The organism is Phocaeicola sp. HCN-6420 (assembly GCF_037890145.1).
Lineage (GTDB): Bacteria > Bacteroidota > Bacteroidia > Bacteroidales > Bacteroidaceae > Phocaeicola.
This window is the reverse complement of the sequence record NZ_JBBKBJ010000035.1, coordinates 1-24,152: the sequence shown is the minus strand read 5'-3', so window position 1 is coordinate 24,152 and position 24,152 is coordinate 1. Positions and strand designations below refer to the sequence as shown.

The 24,152-nt window shown below is 41.6% G+C and carries 24 protein-coding genes, 4 tRNA genes and 1 pseudogene; 21 read left to right on the top strand and 8 right to left on the bottom strand.

Translation table 11 applies throughout. The features are described from left to right. Window positions 1–58: 58 nt before the first annotated feature. Both WKT12_RS14660 and mnmA read left to right on the top strand, forming a co-directional pair. Window positions 59–1,873: a YgiQ family radical SAM protein gene (locus tag WKT12_RS14660; protein WP_340320162.1), complete on the top strand. Its 1,815-nt coding sequence runs from the start codon at window positions 59–61 to the stop codon at window positions 1,871–1,873. 79 nt (window positions 1,874–1,952) lie between these two features. Continuing rightward, a complete protein-coding gene (gene mnmA / locus WKT12_RS14655) occupies window positions 1,953–3,014 on the top strand; it encodes a tRNA 2-thiouridine(34) synthase MnmA (protein ID WP_340320161.1) in 1,062 nt (353 codons plus the stop codon). Window positions 3,015–3,086: 72 nt separating this feature from the next. On the opposite strand, the gene WKT12_RS14650 is transcribed toward mnmA, so the two are convergent. Then, window positions 3,087–3,686, bottom strand: a complete 600-nt coding sequence (locus WKT12_RS14650) for a MarC family protein (protein ID WP_021970307.1) — start codon at window positions 3,684–3,686, stop codon at window positions 3,087–3,089. Between the two features lie 167 nt (window positions 3,687–3,853). On the opposite strand from WKT12_RS14650, the pseudogene WKT12_RS14645 reads away from it, so the two are divergent. From WKT12_RS14645 to WKT12_RS14620, 6 genes and pseudogenes are all read left to right on the top strand, one after another. Continuing rightward, window positions 3,854–4,513 (top strand): annotated as a pseudogene (locus WKT12_RS14645) (Crp/Fnr family transcriptional regulator); the annotation flags it as partial. A gap of 39 nt (window positions 4,514–4,552) precedes the next feature. Next, window positions 4,553–6,589 carry a M3 family metallopeptidase gene (locus WKT12_RS14640; RefSeq protein ID WP_340320170.1) on the top strand — a complete coding sequence of 679 codons (2,037 nt, stop codon included), beginning with the start codon at window positions 4,553–4,555 and terminating at the stop codon, window positions 6,587–6,589. Beyond that, window positions 6,586–7,053, top strand: a complete 468-nt coding sequence (locus WKT12_RS14635) for a DUF4847 family protein (protein ID WP_021970309.1) — start codon at window positions 6,586–6,588, stop codon at window positions 7,051–7,053. Before WKT12_RS14640 ends, WKT12_RS14635 begins: the two co-directional genes overlap by 4 nt. A 5-nt stretch (window positions 7,054–7,058) precedes the next feature. Beyond that, window positions 7,059–7,493, top strand: a complete 435-nt coding sequence (locus WKT12_RS14630) for a deoxycytidylate deaminase (protein ID WP_340320160.1) — start codon at window positions 7,059–7,061, stop codon at window positions 7,491–7,493. A gap of 6 nt (window positions 7,494–7,499) precedes the next feature. Continuing rightward, the gene (locus WKT12_RS14625) at window positions 7,500–9,140 is read left to right on the top strand and encodes a S41 family peptidase (protein WP_021970311.1); all 1,641 of its coding nucleotides are present in this window, start codon (window positions 7,500–7,502) and stop codon (window positions 9,138–9,140) included. 111 nt (window positions 9,141–9,251) lie between these two features. Next, complete coding sequence (locus tag WKT12_RS14620) at window positions 9,252–9,812, top strand: 5-formyltetrahydrofolate cyclo-ligase (protein ID WP_340320159.1); 561 nt, start codon at window positions 9,252–9,254, stop codon at window positions 9,810–9,812. A 24-nt stretch (window positions 9,813–9,836) separates the two neighbouring features. Here WKT12_RS14620 and WKT12_RS14615 read toward each other — a convergent pair whose 3' ends face one another. After that, complete coding sequence (locus tag WKT12_RS14615; RefSeq protein ID WP_021970313.1) at window positions 9,837–10,127, bottom strand: DciA family protein; 291 nt, start codon at window positions 10,125–10,127, stop codon at window positions 9,837–9,839. Continuing rightward, entirely contained in the window at window positions 10,124–11,242 is a 1,119-nt protein-coding gene (recF, locus tag WKT12_RS14610; RefSeq protein WP_021970314.1) for a DNA replication/repair protein RecF, read from the bottom strand. Before recF ends, WKT12_RS14615 begins: the two co-directional genes overlap by 4 nt. 165 nt (window positions 11,243–11,407) lie before the next feature. Between recF and WKT12_RS14605 the strand changes: the two genes are divergently transcribed. The 12 genes from WKT12_RS14605 (at window position 11,408) to WKT12_RS14550 (ending at window position 18,636) form a co-directional block, all read left to right on the top strand. Next, a complete protein-coding gene (locus tag WKT12_RS14605) occupies window positions 11,408–12,085 on the top strand; it encodes a tetratricopeptide repeat protein (RefSeq protein ID WP_340320158.1) in 678 nt (225 codons plus the stop codon). Window positions 12,086–12,241: 156 nt separating this feature from the next. Continuing rightward, a complete protein-coding gene (gene ribH / locus WKT12_RS14600; RefSeq protein WP_021970316.1) occupies window positions 12,242–12,736 on the top strand; it encodes a 6,7-dimethyl-8-ribityllumazine synthase in 495 nt (164 codons plus the stop codon). A 51-nt stretch (window positions 12,737–12,787) separates the two neighbouring features. Continuing rightward, window positions 12,788–12,870, top strand: a tRNA-Tyr gene (locus WKT12_RS14595). A gap of 8 nt (window positions 12,871–12,878) precedes the next feature. Next, a tRNA-Gly gene (locus tag WKT12_RS14590) sits at window positions 12,879–12,951 on the top strand. A gap of 25 nt (window positions 12,952–12,976) precedes the next feature. Then, window positions 12,977–13,059 (top strand) — tRNA-Tyr (locus WKT12_RS14585). Between the two features lie 8 nt (window positions 13,060–13,067). Next, window positions 13,068–13,140: transfer RNA gene (locus WKT12_RS14580), tRNA-Gly, on the top strand. A 151-nt stretch (window positions 13,141–13,291) separates the two neighbouring features. Continuing rightward, entirely contained in the window at window positions 13,292–13,996 is a 705-nt protein-coding gene (locus WKT12_RS14575) for an SIMPL domain-containing protein (protein ID WP_340320157.1), read from the top strand. A 225-nt stretch (window positions 13,997–14,221) separates the two neighbouring features. Further along, on the top strand, window positions 14,222–16,006 hold the full coding sequence (gene rpsA / locus WKT12_RS14570; RefSeq protein WP_340320156.1) for a 30S ribosomal protein S1: 1,785 nt from the start codon (window positions 14,222–14,224) through the stop codon (window positions 16,004–16,006). A 206-nt stretch (window positions 16,007–16,212) separates the two neighbouring features. Then, window positions 16,213–17,127: a ribonuclease Z gene (locus WKT12_RS14565; protein WP_340320155.1), complete on the top strand. Its 915-nt coding sequence runs from the start codon at window positions 16,213–16,215 to the stop codon at window positions 17,125–17,127. Window positions 17,128–17,215: 88 nt separating this feature from the next. Further along, entirely contained in the window at window positions 17,216–17,767 is a 552-nt protein-coding gene (locus WKT12_RS14560) for an RNA polymerase sigma factor (protein ID WP_340320154.1), read from the top strand. Between the two features lie 49 nt (window positions 17,768–17,816). Continuing rightward, a complete protein-coding gene (locus WKT12_RS14555; RefSeq protein WP_340320153.1) occupies window positions 17,817–18,191 on the top strand; it encodes a hypothetical protein in 375 nt (124 codons plus the stop codon). Between the two features lie 16 nt (window positions 18,192–18,207). Next, window positions 18,208–18,636 carry a hypothetical protein gene (locus WKT12_RS14550; RefSeq protein ID WP_340320152.1) on the top strand — a complete coding sequence of 143 codons (429 nt, stop codon included), beginning with the start codon at window positions 18,208–18,210 and terminating at the stop codon, window positions 18,634–18,636. 81 nt (window positions 18,637–18,717) lie between these two features. On the opposite strand, the gene mazG is transcribed toward WKT12_RS14550, so the two are convergent. Next, the gene (mazG, locus tag WKT12_RS14545) at window positions 18,718–19,503 is read right to left on the bottom strand and encodes a nucleoside triphosphate pyrophosphohydrolase (protein ID WP_340320151.1); all 786 of its coding nucleotides are present in this window, start codon (window positions 19,501–19,503) and stop codon (window positions 18,718–18,720) included. Window positions 19,504–19,640: 137 nt separating this feature from the next. On the opposite strand from mazG, the gene WKT12_RS14540 reads away from it, so the two are divergent. After that, the gene (locus tag WKT12_RS14540) at window positions 19,641–19,868 is read left to right on the top strand and encodes a winged helix-turn-helix domain-containing protein (protein ID WP_021971799.1); all 228 of its coding nucleotides are present in this window, start codon (window positions 19,641–19,643) and stop codon (window positions 19,866–19,868) included. 79 nt (window positions 19,869–19,947) lie between these two features. Here WKT12_RS14540 and WKT12_RS14535 read toward each other — a convergent pair whose 3' ends face one another. The 4 genes from WKT12_RS14535 to WKT12_RS14520 all read right to left on the bottom strand — a co-directional run bounded on the left by WKT12_RS14535 (window position 19,948) and on the right by WKT12_RS14520 (window position 23,279). Continuing rightward, window positions 19,948–20,151 (bottom strand): winged helix-turn-helix domain-containing protein, encoded by a 204-nt coding sequence (locus WKT12_RS14535; protein ID WP_021971798.1) that lies wholly within the window; start codon window positions 20,149–20,151, stop codon window positions 19,948–19,950. A gap of 412 nt (window positions 20,152–20,563) precedes the next feature. Then, on the bottom strand, window positions 20,564–21,031 hold the full coding sequence (locus tag WKT12_RS14530) for a C-GCAxxG-C-C family protein (RefSeq protein ID WP_021971797.1): 468 nt from the start codon (window positions 21,029–21,031) through the stop codon (window positions 20,564–20,566). Next, the gene (locus WKT12_RS14525) at window positions 21,028–21,987 is read right to left on the bottom strand and encodes a D-2-hydroxyacid dehydrogenase (protein WP_340320150.1); all 960 of its coding nucleotides are present in this window, start codon (window positions 21,985–21,987) and stop codon (window positions 21,028–21,030) included. Before WKT12_RS14525 ends, WKT12_RS14530 begins: the two co-directional genes overlap by 4 nt. Window positions 21,988–22,004: 17 nt before the next feature. Then, the gene (locus tag WKT12_RS14520) at window positions 22,005–23,279 is read right to left on the bottom strand and encodes a replication-associated recombination protein A (RefSeq protein ID WP_340320149.1); all 1,275 of its coding nucleotides are present in this window, start codon (window positions 23,277–23,279) and stop codon (window positions 22,005–22,007) included. Window positions 23,280–24,152: the final 873 nt, after the last annotated feature.

Here is a 24,152-nt window from a genome sequence, read left to right as displayed (position 1 = left end):
CAGGAAAGAGAGTATATATTAATGTAGCAAGACTGCAAGTAACTAAAAACGTTGAAATTTGAAAGAGTATAAACTGACAGACTGGTTGCCTACAACCAAAAAAGAAGTGGAATTGAGAGGATGGGATGAACTGGATGTAATCTTGTTCAGTGGCGATGCGTATGTAGATCATCCTTCGTTTGGTGCTGCCGTTATCGGACGTATGCTGGAAGCACAGGGGCTGAAAGTAGCTATCGTGCCGCAGCCTAACTGGCGCGATGACTTACGCGATTTCAAGAAGCTGGGACGACCACGACTGTTTTTCGGCGTTTCGGCCGGCTGTATGGACAGTATGGTAAACAAATATACCGCCAATAAGCGCTTGCGCAGTGAGGATGCCTATACTCCCGACGGACGACATGATATGCGTCCGGAATATCCAAGCATTGTTTATACTCAAATTCTGAAGAAACTTTATCCCGACGTTCCTGTCGTTTTAGGTGGTATAGAGGCTTCCTTGCGACGGTTGACGCATTATGACTACTGGGTGGATAAGGTTCGTCCGTCTATCTTGATTGAATCGGGAGCCGACTTGCTGATTTATGGTATGGGAGAAAAACCTATCACCGATTTGTGTAAGCGTCTGAAGGATGAAAATGTGTTGCCGCACGATTTGTTGCAGACGGCTTATCTCTGCCATAAATCTCAGTTCACGCCAGAGGAAAACGATTTGCGTCTTTTCTCTCACGAAGAATGTCTGAAGGATAAGAAAAAACAGGCTCAGAACTTCCGACACATAGAAGAAGAATCGAATAAATACGAAGCTGCCCGCATCTATCAGGAAGCAGGCAATGAAGTGGTTGTGGTCAATCCTCCATACCCGCCCATGACACAGGGAGAACTCGACATGTCGTTCGACCTGCCTTATACGCGTTTGCCTCATCCTAAATATAAAGGGAAACGAATTCCGGCGTTCGATATGATAAAATTCTCGGTCAACATTCACCGGGGATGCTTTGGGGGATGTGCTTTTTGTACCATCTCTGCACATCAGGGTAAGTTTATCGTAAGCCGAAGCAAGGAAAGTATTTTGAAAGAGGTCAAAGCCATTACGGAAATGCCCGACTTCAAGGGATATTTAAGTGACCTCGGTGGTCCGTCGGCAAACATGTATGCCATGCACGGACGCGACGAGCGGATGTGTCGCCGGTGTAAACGCCCGTCGTGCATTCATCCGAAAGTTTGTCCAAATCTGAACACAGACCATCGTCCGTTGCTGGATATTTATCATGCGGTCGATGCGCTCCCCCAAATAAAGAAGAGCTTTATCGGTAGTGGAGTACGTTACGACTTGCTGTTGCACGAAAGCAAAGATCCGGAAGTGAATAAAAGTACGGCCGAATATACGAGAGAACTGATAGCACGCCACGTAAGCGGACGTTTGAAAGTGGCTCCTGAGCATACCAGTGACCGGGTGCTTTACATCATGCGCAAACCGCCGTTCGAACAGTTCTACCGCTTCAAACGTATCTTCGACCGGATCAATAAGGAACTAAACCTGCGCCAGCAAATCATTCCTTATTTCATCAGTAGTCACCCCGGCTGCACGGAAGAGGATATGGCCGAACTGGCTGTTATCACCAAACGGCTGGACTTCCATCTGGAACAGGTACAGGACTTCACTCCTACCCCGATGACTGTAGCCACAGAAGCATGGTATACCGGTTATCATCCTTATACACTGGAACCTGTCTTTTCGGCAAAGAGTCAGAAAGAAAAGCTGGCACAACGCATGTTTTTCTTCTGGTATAAGCCGGAAGAACGACGCGCCATTATCAGTGAACTGAAGAAAATAGGACGCAGCGACTTGATAGACAAACTGTACGGCAGATAGGAATCTGACAAAATACCCTAAATAGGGTATTTATAAAAAGAACGGCAGAGCGTATCTTTGCAGCAAATAACAAACGAATATGAATATAGCTGCACTTATCTCAGGCGGAGTAGACAGTGCCGTAGCCGTACATTTGCTCTGCGAACAGGGATATAAACCCGACTTATTTTATATCAAGATAGGGATGGATACCGACAACGAACTTAGTTGTACGGCAGAAGAGGATATTGAACTTGCCTCAGCTACTGCACATCGCTATGGACTGAAACTGAACATCATCGACCTCCAGAAAGAGTACTGGGATAATGTCGTAGCATATACCATAGAAAAGGTCCGTAAAGGACTTACCCCTAACCCGGACGTGATGTGCAACAAGCTGATTAAGTTTGGCTGTTTCGAACAGAAAGCCGGATATGCTTACGATAAAATCGTTACCGGACATTATGCTTCGACCTGCCTGATAGACGGAAAGACCTGGCTGGCTACGGCCAAAGACCCGATAAAAGACCAGACTGATTTTTTGGCACAAATCGATTATCTGCAAGTTTCGAAACTGTGGTTTCCACTGGGAAGCTACATGAAACAGCAGATACGGGAAATAGCAACTCAAGCAAAACTACCCAGCGCACAACGTAAAGACAGTCAGGGAATCTGTTTTCTCGGAAAAATAAACTATAATGATTTTATCAGACGTTTCTTGGGAGAAAAAACAGGAACTATCGTCGAACTGGAAACAGGCAAGGAAATCGGTACGCATCGGGGCTTCTGGTTTCACACAATCGGACAGCGCAAAGGTCTGGGACTGGGTGGTGGACCGTGGTTCGTTGTAGATAAAGATACCGAAAACAATATTTTATATGTATCACACGGAGCTGATACGGAACAACAATACGGACACAAATTCCGGCTTGTTGACTTCCATTTCATTACAGACAATCCGTGGACTATAGGTACAGAACAGGAAATCCGTTTTAAGATCCGTCATACCGATACTTTTCAGAAAGGAAGTCTTGTCTTTGATAATGGAACATGTTATATCGAAAGTAAAGATAGCGTGCAAGGTATCGCTCCCGGACAGTTTGGAGTGATTTACGACAGTGATGCTCATCTATGTATCGGAAGCGGAGAAATACGGAAATAATAAATTCTGTCCCTAAAAAGAATCGGGCACAAGTGTAGTCCTCTCTCCTACATAACCCTGTGCCTGATTTTATTATTTTAACTGTTGGAACTGATCAATCAACGATGTCAGATTGGCTGTAAACAAACGCGCGGAAATGGCAAGAAGAATAATTCCAAAGAATTTACGGATGATATAAATACCACCTTTACCCAACAGACGTTCGATACGGTCGGTCATCTTCAGTACAATGTACACCCACACCATATTCAGCAATAAAGCTATCACAATATTGATGGTTGCATATTCTGCACGAAGCGACAGTAAAGTAGTAAACGAACCGGCACCTGCAAGCAACGGAAAGACCAAAGGCACCAATGTAGCTTCTTTTATCGGTCCCGTATTCTTAAATATCTCGATATCAAGAATCATCTCCAATGACATCAGAAATATAACAAAAGCACCTGCTACGGCAAACGAAGCAATATCAACCTGAAACAGCTTCAGCATCATATCGCCGGCAAAAAAGAATCCCAGTAACAAAGCTGATGCTACCAATGTAGCTTGTACCGCATTTACAGCACGTCCCTTTTGCTTTAAATCCAGAATAATCGGTACAGCACCTATTATATCGATTACAGCAAACAATACGATAAATGCACTTATCAGTTCTTGAAAATTCAAACTTCCCATATTATTTAAAAATAAAATATAACACAAAGTTATGCAAAAATAGCCATATTACAAGAAAGCAAGCAAACATTATCAGACGGAAATAAACGATAAAAAAGGTAAAAGGCAAAAATACATCCAAAATATTCGCTATTTTTGTACGTTAAAATATAACTTAATAAAGTTAAATGTCAATGCAGAGCACTATGTACGATAAGCTTTTATTGCTTCCTCTGTTTCAAGGACTATGCAAGGAAGACTTTACTGCTATACTGGAAAAAGTTAGATTGCATTTTCAGAAGTATACAGCAGGAAGTTGCATTGTAAAACAAGGTGATTATTGCAACAATATCATTTTCATTTTACAAGGCGAAACACGCGCTGAGTCGGCAGACCAGACATATCATTATACAATCCATGAAACATTAAAAAGTCCGCAGATTATTGAGCCTTATTCGTTATTTGGCATGTATCCGCAATATACGGCATCATATTATGCTCATACAAATGTAAATGCTGTAACTATCGACAAGGCTTATATTTTATCGGAACTTAACAAGTATGAGATTTTTCAGCTTAATTATCTGAACATGCTGAGTAACCGGGCACAAACTATTTACCGGAAGCTAAGAAGTCCGCATGCCAGTGATACGCTGGACAAAATCGTAAACTTTATGCTTTTACGATGTATCACTCCTACCGGAGAAAAGAAACTTCAGATTCGCATGGAAGATCTTGCTGAACAGATAGACGATACCCGGATAAATGTTTCAAAAGTACTGAACGAACTAAAGAATGAAGGAATAATCCGTTTAAGCCGCCGAGTTATCGAAATACCAAGCATGGAAGCGCTTAGTCATTATAAAGAAAACAAAAAGAAATTATTCATGGAAAATCCATTTTTACAACCTTATAATACTCCTCATGGAACCGTTCCGTTTAATAAAATAGCTCTGGCTCATTACGAACCGGCTATCCGTGAAGGAATAAATCAGGAAGATGAAGAAATAAATGCTATTGTTACGAACCCGAAAAAGCCGACATTCGACAATACAATATTGGCACTGGAGCAGTCGGGTGAACTGTTGGAACGAGTTACTACGGTAATGTTTAACCTGATGAGTGCTGAGACATGTGATGAGCTGGAAGCAATCGCTGAAAAAATGATGCCTTTACTTTCTGAACATAGCAACAATATTAGCTTGAATGAAGATTTATTCAAGCGCATCAAGGCTGTTTACGATGAAAGAAATACACTGGAACTTACAGACGAAGAACGACGACTGCTGGAAAAAACTTACGATGGGTTTGTCCGCAATGGTGCTAACCTGTCGAAAAAAGATAAAGCAACATTCCGAAAAATCAGCACGGAACTGAGTACACTGACGCTTCGCTTTTCACAAAATCATTTAAAGGAAACGAATAACTACGAACTCATACTTAACTCGGAAGAACAATTGAAAGGGCTTCCGGAAAGTGCCATAGAAGCAGCCGCACATACGGCTAAAGAGAAAGGCAAGTCCGGATGGGTTATCACCTTACAGGCACCCAGCTATGTACCTTTTATGAAATATTGTGATGACCGTAATTTACGACGGGAGCTTTACATGGCTTACAACACGCAGTGCATGCACGATAATGAACAGAATAATCAGGAAATTGTAAAACAACTGGTAAACTTACGTATGCAACTTGCCCAGCTGCTCGGTTTCAAGGATTATGCAGACTACGCACTGCGTAAACGCATGGCAGAAAACAGCGACAATGTATACCGGCTACTCAATCAGCTCTTAGAAGCATATACTCCGACTGCCCACAAAGAGGTAGCCGAAGTGGAGGCTCTTGCCAAGAAGTTGGAAGGTGATGATTTCAAGCTGATGCCGTGGGATTTCTCATACTACTCAGAAAAGCTGAAGAATGAGAAATTCAATTTCGATGAAGAAATACTGCGCCCTTATTTCGAACTTAGCCGTGTGAAAGAAGGAGTTTTCGGACTTGCAACACGCTTGTACGGCATCTCATTCAAGGAAAATAAAAACATTCCGGTTTATCACCCGGATGTGCAAGCGTATGAAGTATACGATAAAGACGGTAGTTACCTGGCTGTACTTTATACGGACTTCCATCCTCGTGCCGGCAAACGTTCGGGAGCCTGGATGACAAGCTACAAGGAACAATGGATAGAAGCCGATGGCACCAATAGTCGTCCTCATGTTTCCGTAACCATGAACTTTACCAAACCGACACCTGATAAGCCAGCACTGCTGACGTTCTCGGAAGTCAATACTTTTCTTCATGAATTCGGGCATGCACTTCATGGCATATTTGCCAATACTCGGTTTAAAAGTATGAGCGGAACAAATGTTTATTGGGATTTTGTAGAGCTTCCATCGCAAATTATGGAAAACTTTGCAATTGAAAAAGATTTTCTTAATACATTTGCACGTCACTACCAGACAAATGAACCTATTCCAGAGGAATTATTGCAACGTATTATAGATGCATCCAACTTCAATGTTGCTTATGCATGCTTGCGACAAATAAGTTTCGGGCTGCTTGATATGGCTTGGTACACCCGAAAAGAGACCTTCGAAGGGGACGTTCGTAAATATGAACACGAAGCGTGGAAACGTACGCAATTATTACCTCAGATAGAAGACACTTGTATGACGGTTCAATTCGGGCATATTATGTCGGGAGGATATTCGGCTGGATATTACAGTTACAAGTGGGCTGAAGTGCTTGATGCAGATGCATTCTCTGTTTTCAAGGAAAAAGGTATCTTCAACCAAACAGTGGCACAATCTTTCCGCGACAATATTCTGTCGAAGGGAGGAACAGAACATCCCATGGTGCTCTACAAACGCTTCCGAGGACAAGAGCCGACGATTGATGCTTTATTAAAACGAAATGGTATAAGATGAAACAAAAATTAAAAACATACGGAGTCTGTATATTATTGCTTGCCTTGCCTTTCTTGTTTGCAGGCTGCAATCAGGAAGATGACATCAACGAGATCTTTGTAAGCGGACAGTGGCAACTGGTAAATTACTATACAGGAATAGACTGGAACAACTATAATGCCAACGCACAGCCAACATATACAAAACCGGAGGACTTGAAAGTTATCAATAAATTTAGTATAACATTTGGTGAAGACGGTACGGTGCAAGGCAGCATAGAAAACGGTACTTATACAGGAAAATGGCAAGCCGATCCTAAAAGCCGGTCCATCACAATTACACGAATAGAGTGCAGTGTCAGCTTGTCTGGTAAGAATAAAGAATTTATAGATAGATTGAAGAACGTACAATTCTACCAAGGTGACAACATAATGTTGCGCCTTGCTCCGAATGAACGTACTACTTGTATGCAATTTAGACATTAATATATATGGAAAATACAGAGAACAAACAAGAAATACTCGATAAGCGCTACATGCGAATGGCTACTATCTGGGCAGAAAACTCTTATTGCAACCGGCGAAAAGTGGGAGCGCTGATTGTAAAAAATAAAATGATTATTTCCGACGGATACAATGGTACTCCAGCCGGATTTGAAAATGTTTGCGAAGATGAACATGGCATAACCAAGCCTTATGTTCTCCACGCAGAAGCCAATGCCATCACCAAAATAGCTAGATCGAACAATAGCAGCGAAGGTGCCACGCTTTATGTCACGGCATCTCCCTGCATAGAGTGTGCAAAACTGATTATTCAGGCGGGCATAAAGCGTGTGGTTTTTGCCGAAAAATATCGGCTGGAAGACGGTCTGGAACTCCTAAAACGTGCGAATATAGAACTGGTTTATTTAACTCCTAACGAATAAAGATATATGAGCAACAATAAAAATCGATTAATGCCTTTCTTGATGGCTATTTGTCTGGTAGCAGGTATCTTGATAGGAACATTTTATACAAATCATTTTTCCGGCAACAAATTGGGTATTATCAATACATCTTCCAATAAGTTGAATGCTTTGTTGCACATTATCGACGAGCAATATGTAGACACTGTCAATATGTTTAATCTGGTGGAGGAGGCCATGCCGCAGATTCTTGCAGAGCTGGACCCCCACTCTTCTTATATTCCGGCCAAAGATCTTGAGGCTGTAAATTCAGACCTGAAAGGAAGTTTCAGTGGTATCGGAGTCCAGTTTACTATACAAGATGATACAATTCATATCAACAGTGTCATTCAGGGTGGACCGTCAGAAAAAGTAGGGTTACTGGCCGGCGACCGTATCGTGGAAGTAGATGACTCTGCTTTCGTTGGTAAAATAGTAACCAATGCAGAAGCCATGCGTCGCCTGAAAGGAGAAAAAGGAAGCAAAGTAAAACTGGGTATTTACCGCCCGGGAGAAAAAGAGCTATTACATTTTACGGTAATACGTGGAGATATTCCTGTAAAGAGTATTGATGCCGCATACATGATTAATGATAAATTCGGATATGTAAAAGTTAATAAATTTGGCGAAACAACTTATCCGGAATTGCTTGTTGCACTGGCAAAACTGTCACAAGCTAACTGCAAAGGAATGATTATAGACCTTCGTGGAAATACGGGAGGATATATGGCAGCAGCAATCCAAATGGTAAACGAATTTTTGCCAAACAACAAACTGATTGTCTATACCGAAGGTAGAAAATCTCCTCGTGAAAATTACACATCAAATGGAACAGGAAGTAGTCAGACGATGCCGCTCATTGTGCTGATGGATGAAGGCTCTGCCTCTGCAAGTGAAATTTTTGCAGGAGCTATTCAAGATAACGACCGTGGTACAATTATCGGTCGCCGTTCTTTTGGTAAAGGTCTGGTTCAACAACCAATCGAATTTAGCGACGGTTCTGCTATCCGACTGACAATTGCACGTTATTATACTCCTTCGGGACGTTGCATACAGAAACCTTACGAAAAAGGTAATGATGCTGAATATGAAATGGATATCATTACACGATACGAACATGGGGAATTCTTCTCGGCCGACAGCATCAAGCAGAACATTAAGGAAATATATCATACAAGTCTGGGACGTACTGTCTATGGAGGTGGAGGTATTATGCCGGATATCTTTGTTCCACAGGATACTACGGGAATGACATCTTATTACCGAATGGCTGCAACACGTGGATTGATTGTCCGATACACGCTCGACTATACCGACAAAAATCGCAGCAAACTTCAGGAATATGATACGCCACAGAAAATGGAAACTTATCTAAAAACGCAAAACTTGCTTGAGAAATTTGCAGAATATGCAGAAGGAAAAGGATTGAAACGCCGTAATATTCTGATGTATAAATCGAAGAAGTTGTTTGAAGAGAGTCTTTATGGCAACATCATTTACAATATGTTGGGAATGGAAGCATATATTACTTATTCAAACCAAACAGATACAACAGTACAAAAGGCACTTGAAGTTTTGGAAAATGGAGAATCGTTTCCCAAAGCTCCTGAAGCAGAAATCAAAAAATAATAATTTCCTTTTATCGGGAATCCACAAAAGATAAAGGCGCACAATGAATTTTTCTATTTTATTCCTTGTGTGCCTTCTTTATTACTACTTATAACAAAAAATCTGAAGTCTATGGAAAAAGAAGAAAAACGCTTACTTCGACGCTACATTGCAAATAAAAAGAAAACTTATACCAAAGATAAGTTATTGGAATACTCCTTATCACTATTGGACAGCTTAGAGAAACATCCGGTCTTTATTCAAGCTGATACGATTTTATTATATTATTCTCTACCAGATGAAGTACAGACGCACGAGTTTGTAGACAAATGGAGTAAGAATAAGCATATCATTCTTCCAGTAGTAAAGGGAGAAGAACTCGAATTACGACGCTATACGGGTAAGCAAGATTTACAGAAAGGAAGTTACGGCATTGAAGAACCGCAAGGCGAAGTATTTACAGATTATGAAAATATCGATTTGGCCATTATACCCGGAGTAGCATTCGATATGCAAGGAAACCGTCTGGGACGAGGAAAAGGATACTACGACCGATTATTAAAGCAACTCAACGCTTACAAGATAGGTATCTGTTTTCATTTTCAAATCTGCGACCAAATTCCAACAGAAGCATTCGATAAATCAATGGATGAAATTTGGAGTGAACAAACCCACTTCACTCCATCCAGGTGAATAGCGGTTCAAATAAAAGAGGAATCAACGAAATATGATGTTCACGATAACTTGTGATCCGACCTGCGCATTTAAGTTGCGCACCAGTAACTGACGGCTCATCATCAGCTCTTGCCGAAGTACCGAAGAGGATAAGTGCACATAAAGTACTTGATTCTTGATATATAAATTTGTCGTATACCGAGATATGGTTTCTCCCACGACATCCTTCCAGGCATCAACCAACCGGTATTCATTCAACGGGGTTTCCAGTCCCTCCTGCCTGAGCAGCCTGCGTATTACATCACCAACTTGTTCTGTATTATCTCGTTTCATACCTCCTCCTCACTGTGGCGTTCGGAAACCTCCCCATCTTCCACTTCAAATAGTTTATAATCTCCTTTTATTTTTCGTAAAATCTTATCCAGATGATCCCTGTTTGTATCAGTTACAAATATCTGCCCAAAACTATCTCCTGCCACCAGCTTCACAATCTGCTCTACACGTGAAGCATCCAGCTTATCAAAGATATCATCCAACAGAACAATCGGCGTTGTACGACTTCCTGTCCGCTTCAGGAACTCAAATTGAGCAAGCTTCAAAGCAATCAGATAGGTCTTGTTCTGCCCCTGAGAACCTTCCCGCTTGATAGGAAAATCACCTAACTGCATAATCAAATCATCCTTATGTATGCCACGAGTAGAGTACCCTAAGATACGATCACGCTGCCGGGTACCTTTCAACTGTTCCAAAAGATCACCCTCAGCTGCATGCGATTCATACATAAGACTAACCTGTTCTCTGTCTTGAGAAATATATGAATAATACGACTGAAACACAGGTATAAACTCATCAATAAACTCTTTTCGCTTACGATACACCGTTTCACCGGCAACAGCCATCATTTCCTCCCATACCAGCATCAGCTCCTCTTCTGGCTCCATATCTGCCTTAAGCAATGAATTACGCTGAAGAAGTGCTTTGTTGTAACGTATCAATGCATCCAAATACTCACGGTCAAACTGAGAAATGACAACGTCCATAAAGCGCCGACGTTCCTCACTTCCACCGGCAATTAACCAAGAATCGGCAGGTGAAACCATGACAAGTGGAATCAGACCTATATGGTCGGACAAACGTGAATATTCTTTCTTATTCCGCTTGAATTGTTTTTTCTGACGACGTTTTAAGCCACAATATACTTCTTCAGGTTCTCCGTCGTCAGTCTCATAAAATCCTTGTATCACAAAAAAGTCACAATCATGCAAAATGTTCTGCGAATCAATGGCATTGGTCGCACTTTTGCAAAACGACAAGTAATAAACAGCATCCAGCAAATTGGTCTTTCCCATTCCGTTTTTGCCAATGATACAGTTCATTTTATGAGAAAAAGCAAGTTCCACCTGCTCCAGATTTTTGTAATTTAATATAGAGATGCGTTTAAGCCACATAGTCAAAACCTTATTTTCAGCTTACAAAATTAACAATAAAAGCATGACAGATAAAAAAACATGCTCTCAAATTTCATTTATAAATATAAATAAACTACTTTTGCTGACCGAAATGTAAACATATCAAATAATAACAGAGAAATAATAAAAAAATAATTAAATAAAATGGCAGAACAAAAACACACTCATGACCCTTTGAATGTAGACGAAGCGTTGAGTACTTCCGAAGCATTCCTTTTCAAGTACAAAAACCTGTTGGTTGGTATTGTAGTAGCTATTGTTGTCATCGTATGCGGAACATTGGCCTACAAACATTTTATCGGCGAACCTAAAGAGTTGAAGGCTTCTGAAGCTCTCTTCAAGGGCGAACAATATTTCGGCAATGACAACTACGAAGTTGCACTGAAAGGTGACAGCCTCGGTTATGCCGGTTTCTTAAAGATTGCAGATGAGTTCAGCGGAACAGACGCTGGTAACTTGGCAAATGCTTATGCAGGTATCTGCTATGCACAACTCGGCAAATACGAAGAAGCTACTAAATATTTAGATAAATTTAGTGCAGATGATTATATGGTTGCTCCAGCTGTTATGGGTACAATGGGTAATTGCTACGCACAAATGGGACAACTTGACAAAGCTGCTGCAACTTTGCTGAAAGCAGCAGATAAAGCAAACAGTACAACTTTAAGTCCTATCTATTTGCTTCAGGCTGGCCAGATACTGGAAAAGCAGGGTAAAAATGCAGAAGCTGTAGAAGCTTACAAGCAAATTAAAACTAAATATGCAAATTCTTATCAAGCAATGGACATCGACAAATACATCGATCGCGCCTCTATTAAATAAGATTAGCTTATTACATATATAATATAAGGTATTGTCATTCGGAGCAAAGCGAAGAATCTCGGATACATCAACGTGGATGCTCATGAGATTCAGACTTTACTCCGAATGATTTTTTATTTAGAATTCTTAATTTAATCATTTAATTGTATAATCATTATGGCAACCGCTTATCATAACCTTTCCGATTACGATTTCAATTCTGTCCCCGATGCTTCTCAGATGCGTTTTGGCATTGTAGTATCCGAATGGAATAGCAATATCACCGGAGCATTACTTTCCGGTGCAGTACAGACATTAAAAAAACATGGAGCTAAAGACGAAAACATCCTGGTTCAAACTGTACCGGGAAGTTTCGAGCTGACTTTTGGCTCCGCACAAATGATAAAAAGTGGAAAAGTTGACGCAGTAATAGCACTGGGATGTGTAGTACGTGGAGATACTCCCCATTTTGACTATGTTTGTGCTGGGGCAACTCAAGGAATTACTCAATTGAATGCAACTACCGATACACCAGTTATTTACGGATTGATAACTACCAACAATATGGAACAAGCCGAAGAAAGAGCTGGAGGAAAATTAGGTAACAAAGGTGACGAATGTGCAATTACTGCAATAAAAATGATCGATTTTGCTTGCAGATTAAAAAAATAGTTGTACCTTTGCATCGCAATTGAGAAAAACACTAACCAATCAGTTGCGAAAGGGCAAATACCAGAGTGGCCAAATGGGGCAGACTGTAAATCTGCTGGCTTACGCCTTCGGTGGTTCGAATCCATCTTTGCCCACTAAAATTGCGGAAGTAGCTCAGTCGATAGAGCATTAGCCTTCCAAGCTGAGGGTCGCGGGTTTGAGTCCCGTCTTCCGCTCTTTGAAAATATTGTTGAAAACGTTGGGCAAATACCAGAGTGGCCAAATGGGGCAGACTGTAAATCTGCTGGCTTACGCCTTCGGTGGTTCGAATCCATCTTTGCCCACTAAAATTGCGGAAGTAGCTCAGTCGATAGAGCATTAGCCTTCCAAGCTGAGGGTCGCGGGTTTGAGTCCCGTCTTCCGCTCTCCAAAAGGTCATACATTTTATGTATGGCCTTTTTTATTATTCCCTAAAATCATTAATAAAACCAAACAGGAACAACACCTATAACCTTAATTTGTTATATTAGTTTTATAATCTAATATCTTATCACTAACCCTTAAAAAGAAACCATTATGAAGAATTTCAGAATCGAATCGCTTATCCTCGCCATCGGATTGCTCCTATTAGGAATATGCATCCAAAGAGGATTCAACTCATTTGCAGAGCGTGACAGAAGTGTAAATGTAAAGGGACTTGCTGAAATGGAAGTTCCTGCCGACAAAGTCATATGGCCATTGATGTATAAAAGCTTAGGCAATGACTTGAATGCCTTATACGACAACATTAAAAATTCAAATGCCACTATTACTCAATTTCTGAAGGAGAAAGGTATAGATGAAAAAGAAATCAGCATCAATGCACCTGAGATTATCGACCTGAAAGCCGAACGATATAGCAACAGCGACAACAGTCCTTATCGATATAACGTAACAACAGTTATTACTGTAACCTCCAACAAAGTGGATTTGGCAAGAAGCCTCATTGCCGAACAAGGTGAATTACTGAAACGAGGAATTGCTGTAACAGGAGGCGACTATCGGTACAATGTCCAATATGAATATACAGGACTTAACACTATCAAACCGCAAATGATAGAAGAAGCAACCAAAAATGCACGGCAAGCCGCCGAAAAATTTGCAAAAGACTCCGACAGCAAGCTGGGAAAAATCCGACATGCCAACCAAGGACAATTCAGTATTTCCGATCGTGACGCAAATACTCCTTATATAAAAAAGGTACGTGTAGTTACTACCATAGATTACTCACTCGAAGACTAAGCAGAATTAAATTCCAATTTATACATACAAAAGAGCCACAAAGTTTTACAACAGAAATATCTTAATGAAACTTTGTGGCTTCTTTTACGCCGGTTCCTTCCGAAGTTTTTACGAAAAAAAACAGGAAAAGTTGTATCATTCAGGATTTTATTGTACTTTTGCAGCCGATTTATATAAACAATATAAAGTCTAACACAATTAGTTATTTACAAACAATTTATTTTAATGGAAAACTTAAAAAACATTACTCCGATTGAAGACTTCAATTGGGATGCTTATGAAAGCGGTGATGCAGTAACCAACGTAAGCAAAGAAGATCTTGAAAAAGCTTATGACAGCACCTTGAACAAGGTAAACGACCGTGAGGTTGTAGACGGTACTGTAATCGCAATGAACAAACGCGAAGTTGTAGTTAATATTGGCTACAAATCAGACGGTATCATTCCGTTGAGCGAATTCCGCTACAATCCTGATTTGAAAGTTGGTGATACTGTAGAAGTATACATCGAAAACCAGGAAGACAAAAAAGGACAGTTGATTCTGTCACACAAGAAAGCTCGCGCTACTCGTTCTTGGGATCGTGTTAACGCTGCTCTTGAAAACGAAGAAATCATCAAGGGTTACATCAAGTGCCGCACTAAGGGTGGTATGATCGTTGATGTATTCGGTATTGAAGCATTCTTGCCGGGTTCTCAGATTGATGTGAAACCTATCCGCGACTACGATGTATTCGTAGGTAAGACTATGGAATTCAAAGTTGTTAAAATCAACCAGGAATTCAAAAACGTTGTTGTTTCTCACAAAGCTCTTATCGAAGCTGAACTGGAACAGCAGAAGAAAGAAATCATCAGCAAACTTGAAAAAGGTCAGGTACTTGAAGGTACTGTTAAAAATATCACATCATACGGTGTATTCATCGACTTGGGCGGCGTAGACGGTTTGATCCACATCACAGACTTGTCTTGGGGCCGTGTAAGCGATCCGCGTGAAGTTGTTTCTCTGGATCAGAAGTTGAACGTAGTTATCCTCGACTTCGATGATGAAAAGAAACGTATTGCTTTAGGTTTGAAGCAGTTGACTCCGCACCCATGGGATAGCCTTGATCCAAACTTGAAGGTTGGCGATCACGTTAAAGGTAAAGTTGTCGTTATGGCTGACTATGGAGCATTCATCGAAATCGCTCCGGGCGTAGAAGGTTTGATCCACGTTTCTGAAATGTCTTGGTCACAGCACCTGCGTTCTGCTCAGGACTTCATGAAAGTAGGCGACGAAATCGAAGCTGTAATCCTGACTCTGGACCGCGAAGAACGCAAGATGTCTTTGGGTATCAAACAGCTGAAACCAGATCCATGGGAAACTATCGAAGAAAAATATCCTGTAGGTTCTAAGCATGTTGCTAAAGTACGTAACTTCACTAACTTCGGTGTATTCGTAGAAATCGAAGAAGGTGTAGACGGCTTGATCCACATCTCTGACCTGTCTTGGACTAAGAAGATCAAACATCCTTCTGAATTTACTCAGATTGGTGCAGACATCGACGTTGTTGTTTTGGAAATCGACAAAGAAAACCGTCGTTTGAGCCTTGGTCACAAGCAGTTGGAAGAAAACCCATGGGATGTATTCGAAACAGTATTTACTGTAGGTTCTATCCACGAAGGTACTATCATCGAAATGTTGGATAAGGGTGCTGTAGTAGCATTGCCTTATGGTGTTGAAGGTTTCGCTACTCCGAAACACTTGGTTAAGGAAGACGGTTCACAGGCTCAGCTTGACGAAAAACTTCCGTTCAAGGTAATCGAATTCAACAAAGATGCAAAACGTATCATCTTGTCTCACAGCCGTATCTTCGAAGATGCTGCTAAGGCAGAAGAAAAAGCAGAAAAGAAAGCTTCTAAGAAGTCTTCTAAGAAAGAAGAAACTCCGATGATTCAGAACCAGGCTGCTTCTACAACTCTGGGCGACATCGACGCTTTGGCTGCTTTGAAAGAACAATTGGAAGGAAAGAAATAATTCTTTAATTCGTCATATTGGAAAAGGGGATTGTGCTATGCATAGTCCCTTTTTTTATTTCCTCTCCCAAATGCCTTTAAGGTTCTTCCCCTATTTCCCGTCAACACTTCAATCTTTATCAAGATAAAATACGCTCCAAAAGAGTTAAACCGAAAAACTACGTTTTTCATTTGCCGCTCCGCTTACCTTTGCGTATCTTTGTTTGTATGGAAAAATTTGAAGTAAACATATTGGGATGCGGGTCTGCCCTGCCGACTACACGACACATGGCAACCTCACAAGTAGTGAACATCCGGGAAAAACTATTCATGATAGATTGTGGAGAAGGTGCACAGGTACAATTACGGCGTTCACGACTAAAGTTCAGCCGCCTGAACCATATATTCATTTCACATCTGCACGGAGACCATTGCTTTGGTCTGATGGGACTTATATCGACATTCGGCATGCTGGAACGCACAGCCGACTTACATATTTACTGCCATCCCGAACTGGAAAGACTGCTCACCCCACACATTGACTTTTTTTGCAAAGGCATGCCCTATAACGTCATCTTTCATACTTTCAACCCGAAAGAACAGCAAATTATATACGACGACCGTTCTGTCACGGTAGAAACCATTCCTCTACGACACCGATTGCCGACGTGCGGCTTCCTTTTTCGCGAAAAGCCTACACCCAATCATATAAAGCGTGATATGATAGACTTTTACAAAATCCCGATATGCATGATTAATCGCATAAAGAATGGAGAAGATTATACCACAGAAGAAGGAACAGTCATTCCCAACGAACGCCTGACCATTCCTTCCGATCCTCCCCGTTCGTACGCATACTGCTCGGATACCTCCTATCTGCCACGCATTACCGAACAGATAAAAGGCGTAAATCTTCTGTTCCACGAGGCCACTTTCGCCAATACGGAAGCAGCCCGTGCCCGCCAGACTATGCACTCCACTGCCGGACAGGCGGCAACCATTGCCCGCGATGCAGAAGTAAAACGGCTGGTTATCGGACATTTTTCGGCCAGATACGAAGACGAAGGGCCTTTGCTACAGGAAGCCCAAGCCATCTTTCCCAATACAATATTGGCACAAGAAAACATGAATATCACTTTGTAAAAGAAAGAAGTTAATAAAACTCAACCGACTTAAACCCTGTGGCAACATACCAATCTAAAAATAACGGAAACAAAGAAGTTAAAAGAATATGAATACATACAACGAGGAAGATGTAATCGACCGACTACAATATCCGGAAACGCAGCGCGAGGCTTTTGGAGAAGTAGTTAAAGCCTACAGCGAACAACTGTACTGGCAAATCAGGCGAATGGTCCTCTCACACGACGATGCAAACGATTTACTGCAAAATACTTTCATCAAGGCATGGAGTAACCTGAATTATTTCAGGGGAGAAGCCAAGCTTTCTACCTGGCTATACCGTATTGCTCTGAACGAAAGTCTGAATTTCCTGAACAAACAACGCGCACAGAATCAACTTTCCATCGACGATGCAGAAGCAGTTGCACTGAACAAGCTGGAAAGTGACCCTTACTTTGACGGCGACCAGACACAACTATTGTTCGAGAAGGCTATTCAAACCCTACCCGAAAAACAACGTATGGTCTTCAACCTGAAGTACTTTCAGGAAATGAAATATGAAGAGATATCCGACATTCTGGGAACCAGCGTAGGAGCCCTCAAGGCTTCATACCATCATGCCGTAAAAAAAATAGAAGAATTTTTAAGCCAAAACGATTAAACCTTATGGACAAACAGCTATCTAAGAAAATAAAGGAGGATAACATACTATGAAGGAAGATAAAGATTTACTAAGCAAATATGGAAGAAAGAACCCTTTCACCGTTCCCGAAGGATATTTTCAGGACTTCAACGAAAGGCTGATGGAGCAACTTCCTGAAAAAGAAGTTATGCCCGAACCCGAAATCAAGATATGGGACCGCATTAAACCGTGGATATACATGGCTGCCATGTTCGTAGGATTAATGTTTACCGTCCGTACCTTTATGGGAGGACAACAACACACTCAGGATGCAGAAACTGAAATAGGAAGCTATACCGAAATACCCGATGAATACATCGATCCGATCGTAAACCAAACAATGATGGACGATTATGAGCTATATCGCTATCTGACTGATGCCGAAACTAATATTTACAATTAAAATAAGCTGAACTGAGATGAAAAAACTATTTTATATACTTGCCCTACTCATTAGCTTTTGCGGCAGCTTGCAAGCACAAAAGGCCCAATTGAGCAAAGAAGAATTCCGCAAGGTACAAGAAAAGTTCATTACCGAAAAAGCAAACCTTACAGCTAAAGAAGCAAAACAATTCTTCCCACTCTATTTCGAGTTGCAGGACAAGAAAACATCCCTCAACAAAGAAGCCTGGCATAAAATCAGAAAAGGGAAACAAGAAAACGTAAGTGAAGAAGAATACAACGAAATCGTAGAAGATATAGTACAGACACGAATCCAAATCGACCAGCTCGACTTAGATTACGTCCGGAAATACAAGAAATTCCTCACTGCCAAGAAAATCTATGAAATACAACGGGCAGAAATGAAATTCCATAGAGAACTCCTCAAGCCCAAGAAGAAAAAATAAACCAAATGAAAAGACCGGATTCAGGCATTATATCGTGCCCCAATCCGGTCTTTCCATTTCATTCAGCAACAGATTTCTTCGTTACAGTCCTTTTTGCTTGGCTTCGTTCCATAGAGCATCCATTTCTTCCAGCGACATATCGTGCAGATTTTTCCCCTGCTTAATTGTATGCTCCTCCAGATAATTGAAACGACGGATAAACTTCTGGTTTGTATGCTCCAGCGCATTATCCGGATTAATCTTATACAAACGAGCCGCATTGATCAGGCTGAACATCACATCTCCAAATTCGGCTTCTGCTTTCTCCTTATCCATGGTAGCCACCTCAGCCTCAAACTCATCGATTTCTTCCTTAACCTTGCTCCACACCTGTTCACGTTCTTCCCAGTCGAAACCAACATTACGAGCCTTATCCTGTATACGATAAGCCTTGATCAGTGAAGGAAGCGCATCAGGCACCCCACTCAGTACCGACTTGTTTCCATCTTTTTCCTTCAGCTTTATCTGTTCCCAGTTCTCCGATACCTGCTCGGCCGTATCAGCCTTGACCTCACCAAACACATGAGGATGACGGAATATCAGCTTATCACAAAGTTTATCGCATACATCTTTTATATCGAACGCACCGGTTTCACTGCCAATTTTAGCATAAAACACCACATGCAACAGTACATCCCCCAACTCCTTGCAGATATTTTTCTGGTCATTCTTCATCAAGGCATCACACAGCTCGTACACTTCTTCTATCGTATTGGGGCGCAAACTTTCGTTGGTCTGTTTCCTGTCCCACGGGCATTTTACTCGTAACTCGTCAAGCACGTCAAGCAACCGCCCGAATGCTTCCATCTGTTCTTTTCTTGTATACATATACAGTTTTTCTATTTTTAGCAGACAAAATTACAAATAAATTGGATTTTCTCACAAAAAATACTATTTTTGTAATAGATTGATAAGAAATATATTTTCAAGTCGACCCTTAATTAACCAACAAAAAATACACAATTATGAATACACAAAGCATTGCAGAATGTGCAAAAGCAGTATGGCGTCTGCTGCACGGAGATAACAGAAAATGGGAGTATCAGGAACTGAAAAAAGCAACCGGACTACGTGACAGGGATTTGAATGCCGCTATCGGCTGGCTGGCCTGTGAAGGAAAAATCCAGTTTGACGAAAGTATGCAAGGACAACATACTGCATTATATATCGAATTGAGCTATTATATCGGATAGCACAAAAAAAATGCGTTGTAACCCCGGTCCTATTTTCTCCGAGCGTTTCAACGCATTTTTAGAAACTTCAAGATCTTACTTATTTCAACTTGATAAATAATTCGCCTTCAACTTCGCTTGTTTCAATCTTGTCTTCTCTCAATAACCAACCCAATCCGAGGAACAAATCTTTATCCGCTCTCAGTTTAGCGGCTTTCTTAAGTCCCTTCTGAGTCATTCCTTCATTTCCATTTAGTGCTTCCCAGATTTGTCCGGCGATAGCACCTGCTTTTTCTTGTAACATAGTTCTCTACTTTAAAAACTGTAATATTTTGACTTCTCCAACCTGAGAAGTGTTTGTGTGCATTGCAATGCAAATTTAACGAAAAAAAGCGTGAGGCGTTTTTTTTATGGAAAAATATTTTGAATTCGACCTTTTTTTATTCAAAAAAAACTATTTCTGCATCAAACATATGACATTTTATCTGAAAATATAGATATTACGTCGGCAGAAAAATGCACAGACTCCCTGAAAAAGCCATCATTTTTTGTACAAAAAAAATAAGTTTTTGTACAAAAAATAAAAAAACATCTCGACAAATTACCCCGATTGCCGGCAGAGAAAAAAAGAAAGCTCTTCACTTCTTTCACCCGACACGAGCCTGCACAAGGCTAATGGTGAAAGAAGCGAAGAGCCACAACAGCGTAAAATCCGCTTAAAGTTTGCCTTCTTTTTCCAGAAAGTCGCCAAACAGACGGGCTGCCGTTTCTACCATCCGGGCACACGGACGCTTGGCATAATACTGTGCCGTACGTGCTTCGGGAGTAGAAACAACCGGTTCTTTCTTCGAAAGTCCCAGCAGATCGGCACAACGCAGGGCACCTGTTTCCTGACGGAACTTCTCGGCCAGCTCCTGTACCAGCGCATAATTGGCAGCTTTACCTTCACGGTCTGCCCCTTCGAGAGCACAACGCTCCAGTCCGGCCAGCAGAAACATTCCACATGCAGCTCCACACGTTTCGCGCATCCGGCCAATTCCACCACCAAACGAAGCAGCCATGTGTAAGGCCTGCTCGTGAGTAAATCCATACAAATCGGCATACGCAGCGACCACCGACTGCGAACAGTTATACCCTTCTTTAAAGAAAGCTACGGCTTTCTGTATACGTTCTTCTTTTGTCATATATCAAGTACATTATTAATAGTATTTCCTTCCATCCATGCTTTCAGGTTCTCCACCGCCTGATTCATCAACCGTGTACGCGACTCACGGGTTGCCCACGCTATATGAGGAGTAATAAAGCAGTTCTTCAACTTCAGCAACGGATTGCCTGTAGAAGGCGGTTCCGAGGAAAGCACATCCAGTCCGGCTCCCAGCAGCTTGCCACTCAACAAAGCCCGCTCCAATGCTTTTTCATCTATCAGTCCGCCACGGCTTGTATTAATCAGAATAGCTCCCTGCTTCATCAGCGAAAGACGAAACGAATTGACCATTTCTTTATTCTCCGAAGTCAGCGGACAATGCAAACTTACTACATCACTCAACGAAAACAGCTCGTTCAGCGTCACTTTCTGATACTTTTTCGGGAGGGCCTTCTTCGACTTGCTGGTAAACACCAGAATATCCATTCCCAATGCCTCGGCTATCCGTGCCGTAGCCTGTCCCGTATTTCCAAAGCCAACAATACCCATTTTCTTTCCCGCCAGTTCAACCAGCGGAGTATTCCAGTAACAAAAATCTGATTGCGCACTCCATACTCCGTTCTGAACCTCGTTGGCATAATGTGCCACCTGCTGCGTAATATTCAAAAGATGAGCAATCGCCATCTGGGCAACCGAAAGCGTACTGTAAGCCGGAATATTCGTTACCACAATTTCCTGCTGACGCGCCATATCCAGATCGACTACATTATATCCGGTTGCCAAGATTCCTATATACTTTAACTTAGGCAGCTGCTTCAGAATAAATCCATTCAGCACCGTCTTGTTGGTCAGCACCACGTCAGCATCCTCAGCCCGACGCACGACCTCTAACTGTGAAGTACGGTCGTGTACCACAACTTCTCCCAGTTCCTCCAGTTCTTCCCATCTTCTTTCACCCGGATTCAGTGTATAAGCATCCAATACAACTATCTTCATATGCATCACATTCTTGTTTATTCTTTAAACCGATCGCCCCATAACTGTATCATCCGCTCTTTCAGTTTTGCTTCCGAAGCATTTTCCTGTGCATGCCAGAGGCGTTGCTGCTGCACTTCATCGGGTAAAAACTGCTGCCGTACAAAGTTACCTTTATAAGCATGAGCATACTTATAGTCCTTGCCATATCCCAATTGCTTCATCAACTTGGTCGGTGCATTACGCAAGTGCAGCGGAACCGGAAGGTTTCCTGTCTGCTGTACCAGCTCGAGTGCAGAATTGATTCCTGCATATGCCGAATTACTTTTCGGACTCGTAGCCAAGTAAACCGTAGCCTCAGCCAGCGGAATACGGCCTTCGGGCCATCCTATCTTCATCACGGCATCGAAGGCAGCATTTGCCAGAAGCAGTGCATTGGGATTGGCCAATCCGATATCTTCCGAAGCAGAAATGACCAGACGCCGGGCAATGAAAGCAGGGTCTTCCCCACCTTCTACCATACGCGCCAGCCAATATAACGCCCCGTCCGGATCGCTTCCCCGGATAGACTTGATAAAAGCAGAAATAATATCATAGTGCATTTTCCCGTCCTTGTCGTAAGCCAGCGGATTCTGCTGCAAGCGCTCCACTACTTTCTCATCAGTAACGACTACCGGAACCGCATCATCTGCTTCTACCACCAGCTCCAATATATTGAGCAGCTTTCGGGCATCTCCTCCCGAATAACGCAGCATGGCATCCGTTTCACGCAATTCCACCTGCTTCTCCTTCAATATAGCATCTGTAGTTATCGCATGATGCAGCAATTCGAGCAAGTCATCCTTTTCAAGCGACTTCAACACATAAAGCTGGCAGCGTGAAAGCAGCGGACGGATGACTTCGAACGAAGGATTCTCGGTGGTTGCTCCTATCAGGGTAACCACTCCCGTTTCAACAGCTCCCAGCAATGAATCCTGCTGCGACTTGCTGAACCGGTGTATTTCATCAATGAAAAGAATCGGACTCTGCTGCGAGAAGAAACGGTTACTCTTTGCCTTGTCGATTACATCGCGCACATCCTTCACTCCCGATGTCACAGCACTCAATGTATAAAAAGGAGTTTCCAGGCGATTGGCAATAATCTTTGCCAGCGTAGTCTTCCCTACGCCCGGAGGCCCCCACAATATAAAAGAAGATATGCGGCCGGAGTCAATCATCCGTCTCAACACCGCTCCTTCTCCTACCAGATGTTTTTGCCCTATGTAGTCGTCCAGTGTTTTCGGACGCATACGTTCAGCCAACGGTTGAGCCATAATATTCTATTTTTTGGAAGTTCTTGTTTATTGTATCTTGCATTATGTTGAGAAAAGTTTTCAAAAATAGTGAAACTCGTCCAAATACGTATGGATTTAGAAAGAATATTCACCGACACTTCGAGTTATCGGATAGAAACGCCCCCAAAATCCCTCTGTCGTCTTCACACAAAAATTCAAGGATTTTTTTATTTCTTATATAAAAAAGCTGAACGGAACCAGCCCCAATGGAATAGCAGTAAAAGAAATCTTCGCTTAAAAGCTCACAAAAAGGCAATAAAAAAAGCCTCTTTTCACAAAGAAGCTTTTTTAAGTTTTCAATAGGTATTAGTTTTTTTTAAGGTAAAAAGATTGTTTTCAGGATAACGCTACAAAGATGCGGGCTTTTTTTGAACTAAACAAATAAAAAACTATGTCTTAAAACATGTTTAGCGTTTTTCTTTGCTAACATTCTGTCAAGTCCTCATTCTTTAATAGTATTACAAAGATACGAAGAACTCGCAAAAAAACGGCAAAATTTGGATAAATAAAGTAAGTGTTTGGTATTGAGGAGAGTTAAGCCAAATTCTTCTATACCTTTCCAAATCGCTAAAATGCAGGATAATGAAAGGTTAAGAGAAAGATTTGCTACTTATCCGTTGCCTTTTTTAGCCCCGGATAATCCGGCAAAATAACGCTTGACCACCTGCGGTTTTACCGTTCACCATGCAAAGAACCCTATATTTTGCCCGTAAAGATAACCGTTTTTTTCCGTTTTTCATGGAAATACAGGTTATGTTACCGGCATCCGGGGTTTTATTCTTTGTTCCGCTATAATTTTCATAACTGTAAATAGCTATATATCAAGTAATTTTGCAACATAAAAAAAATAGA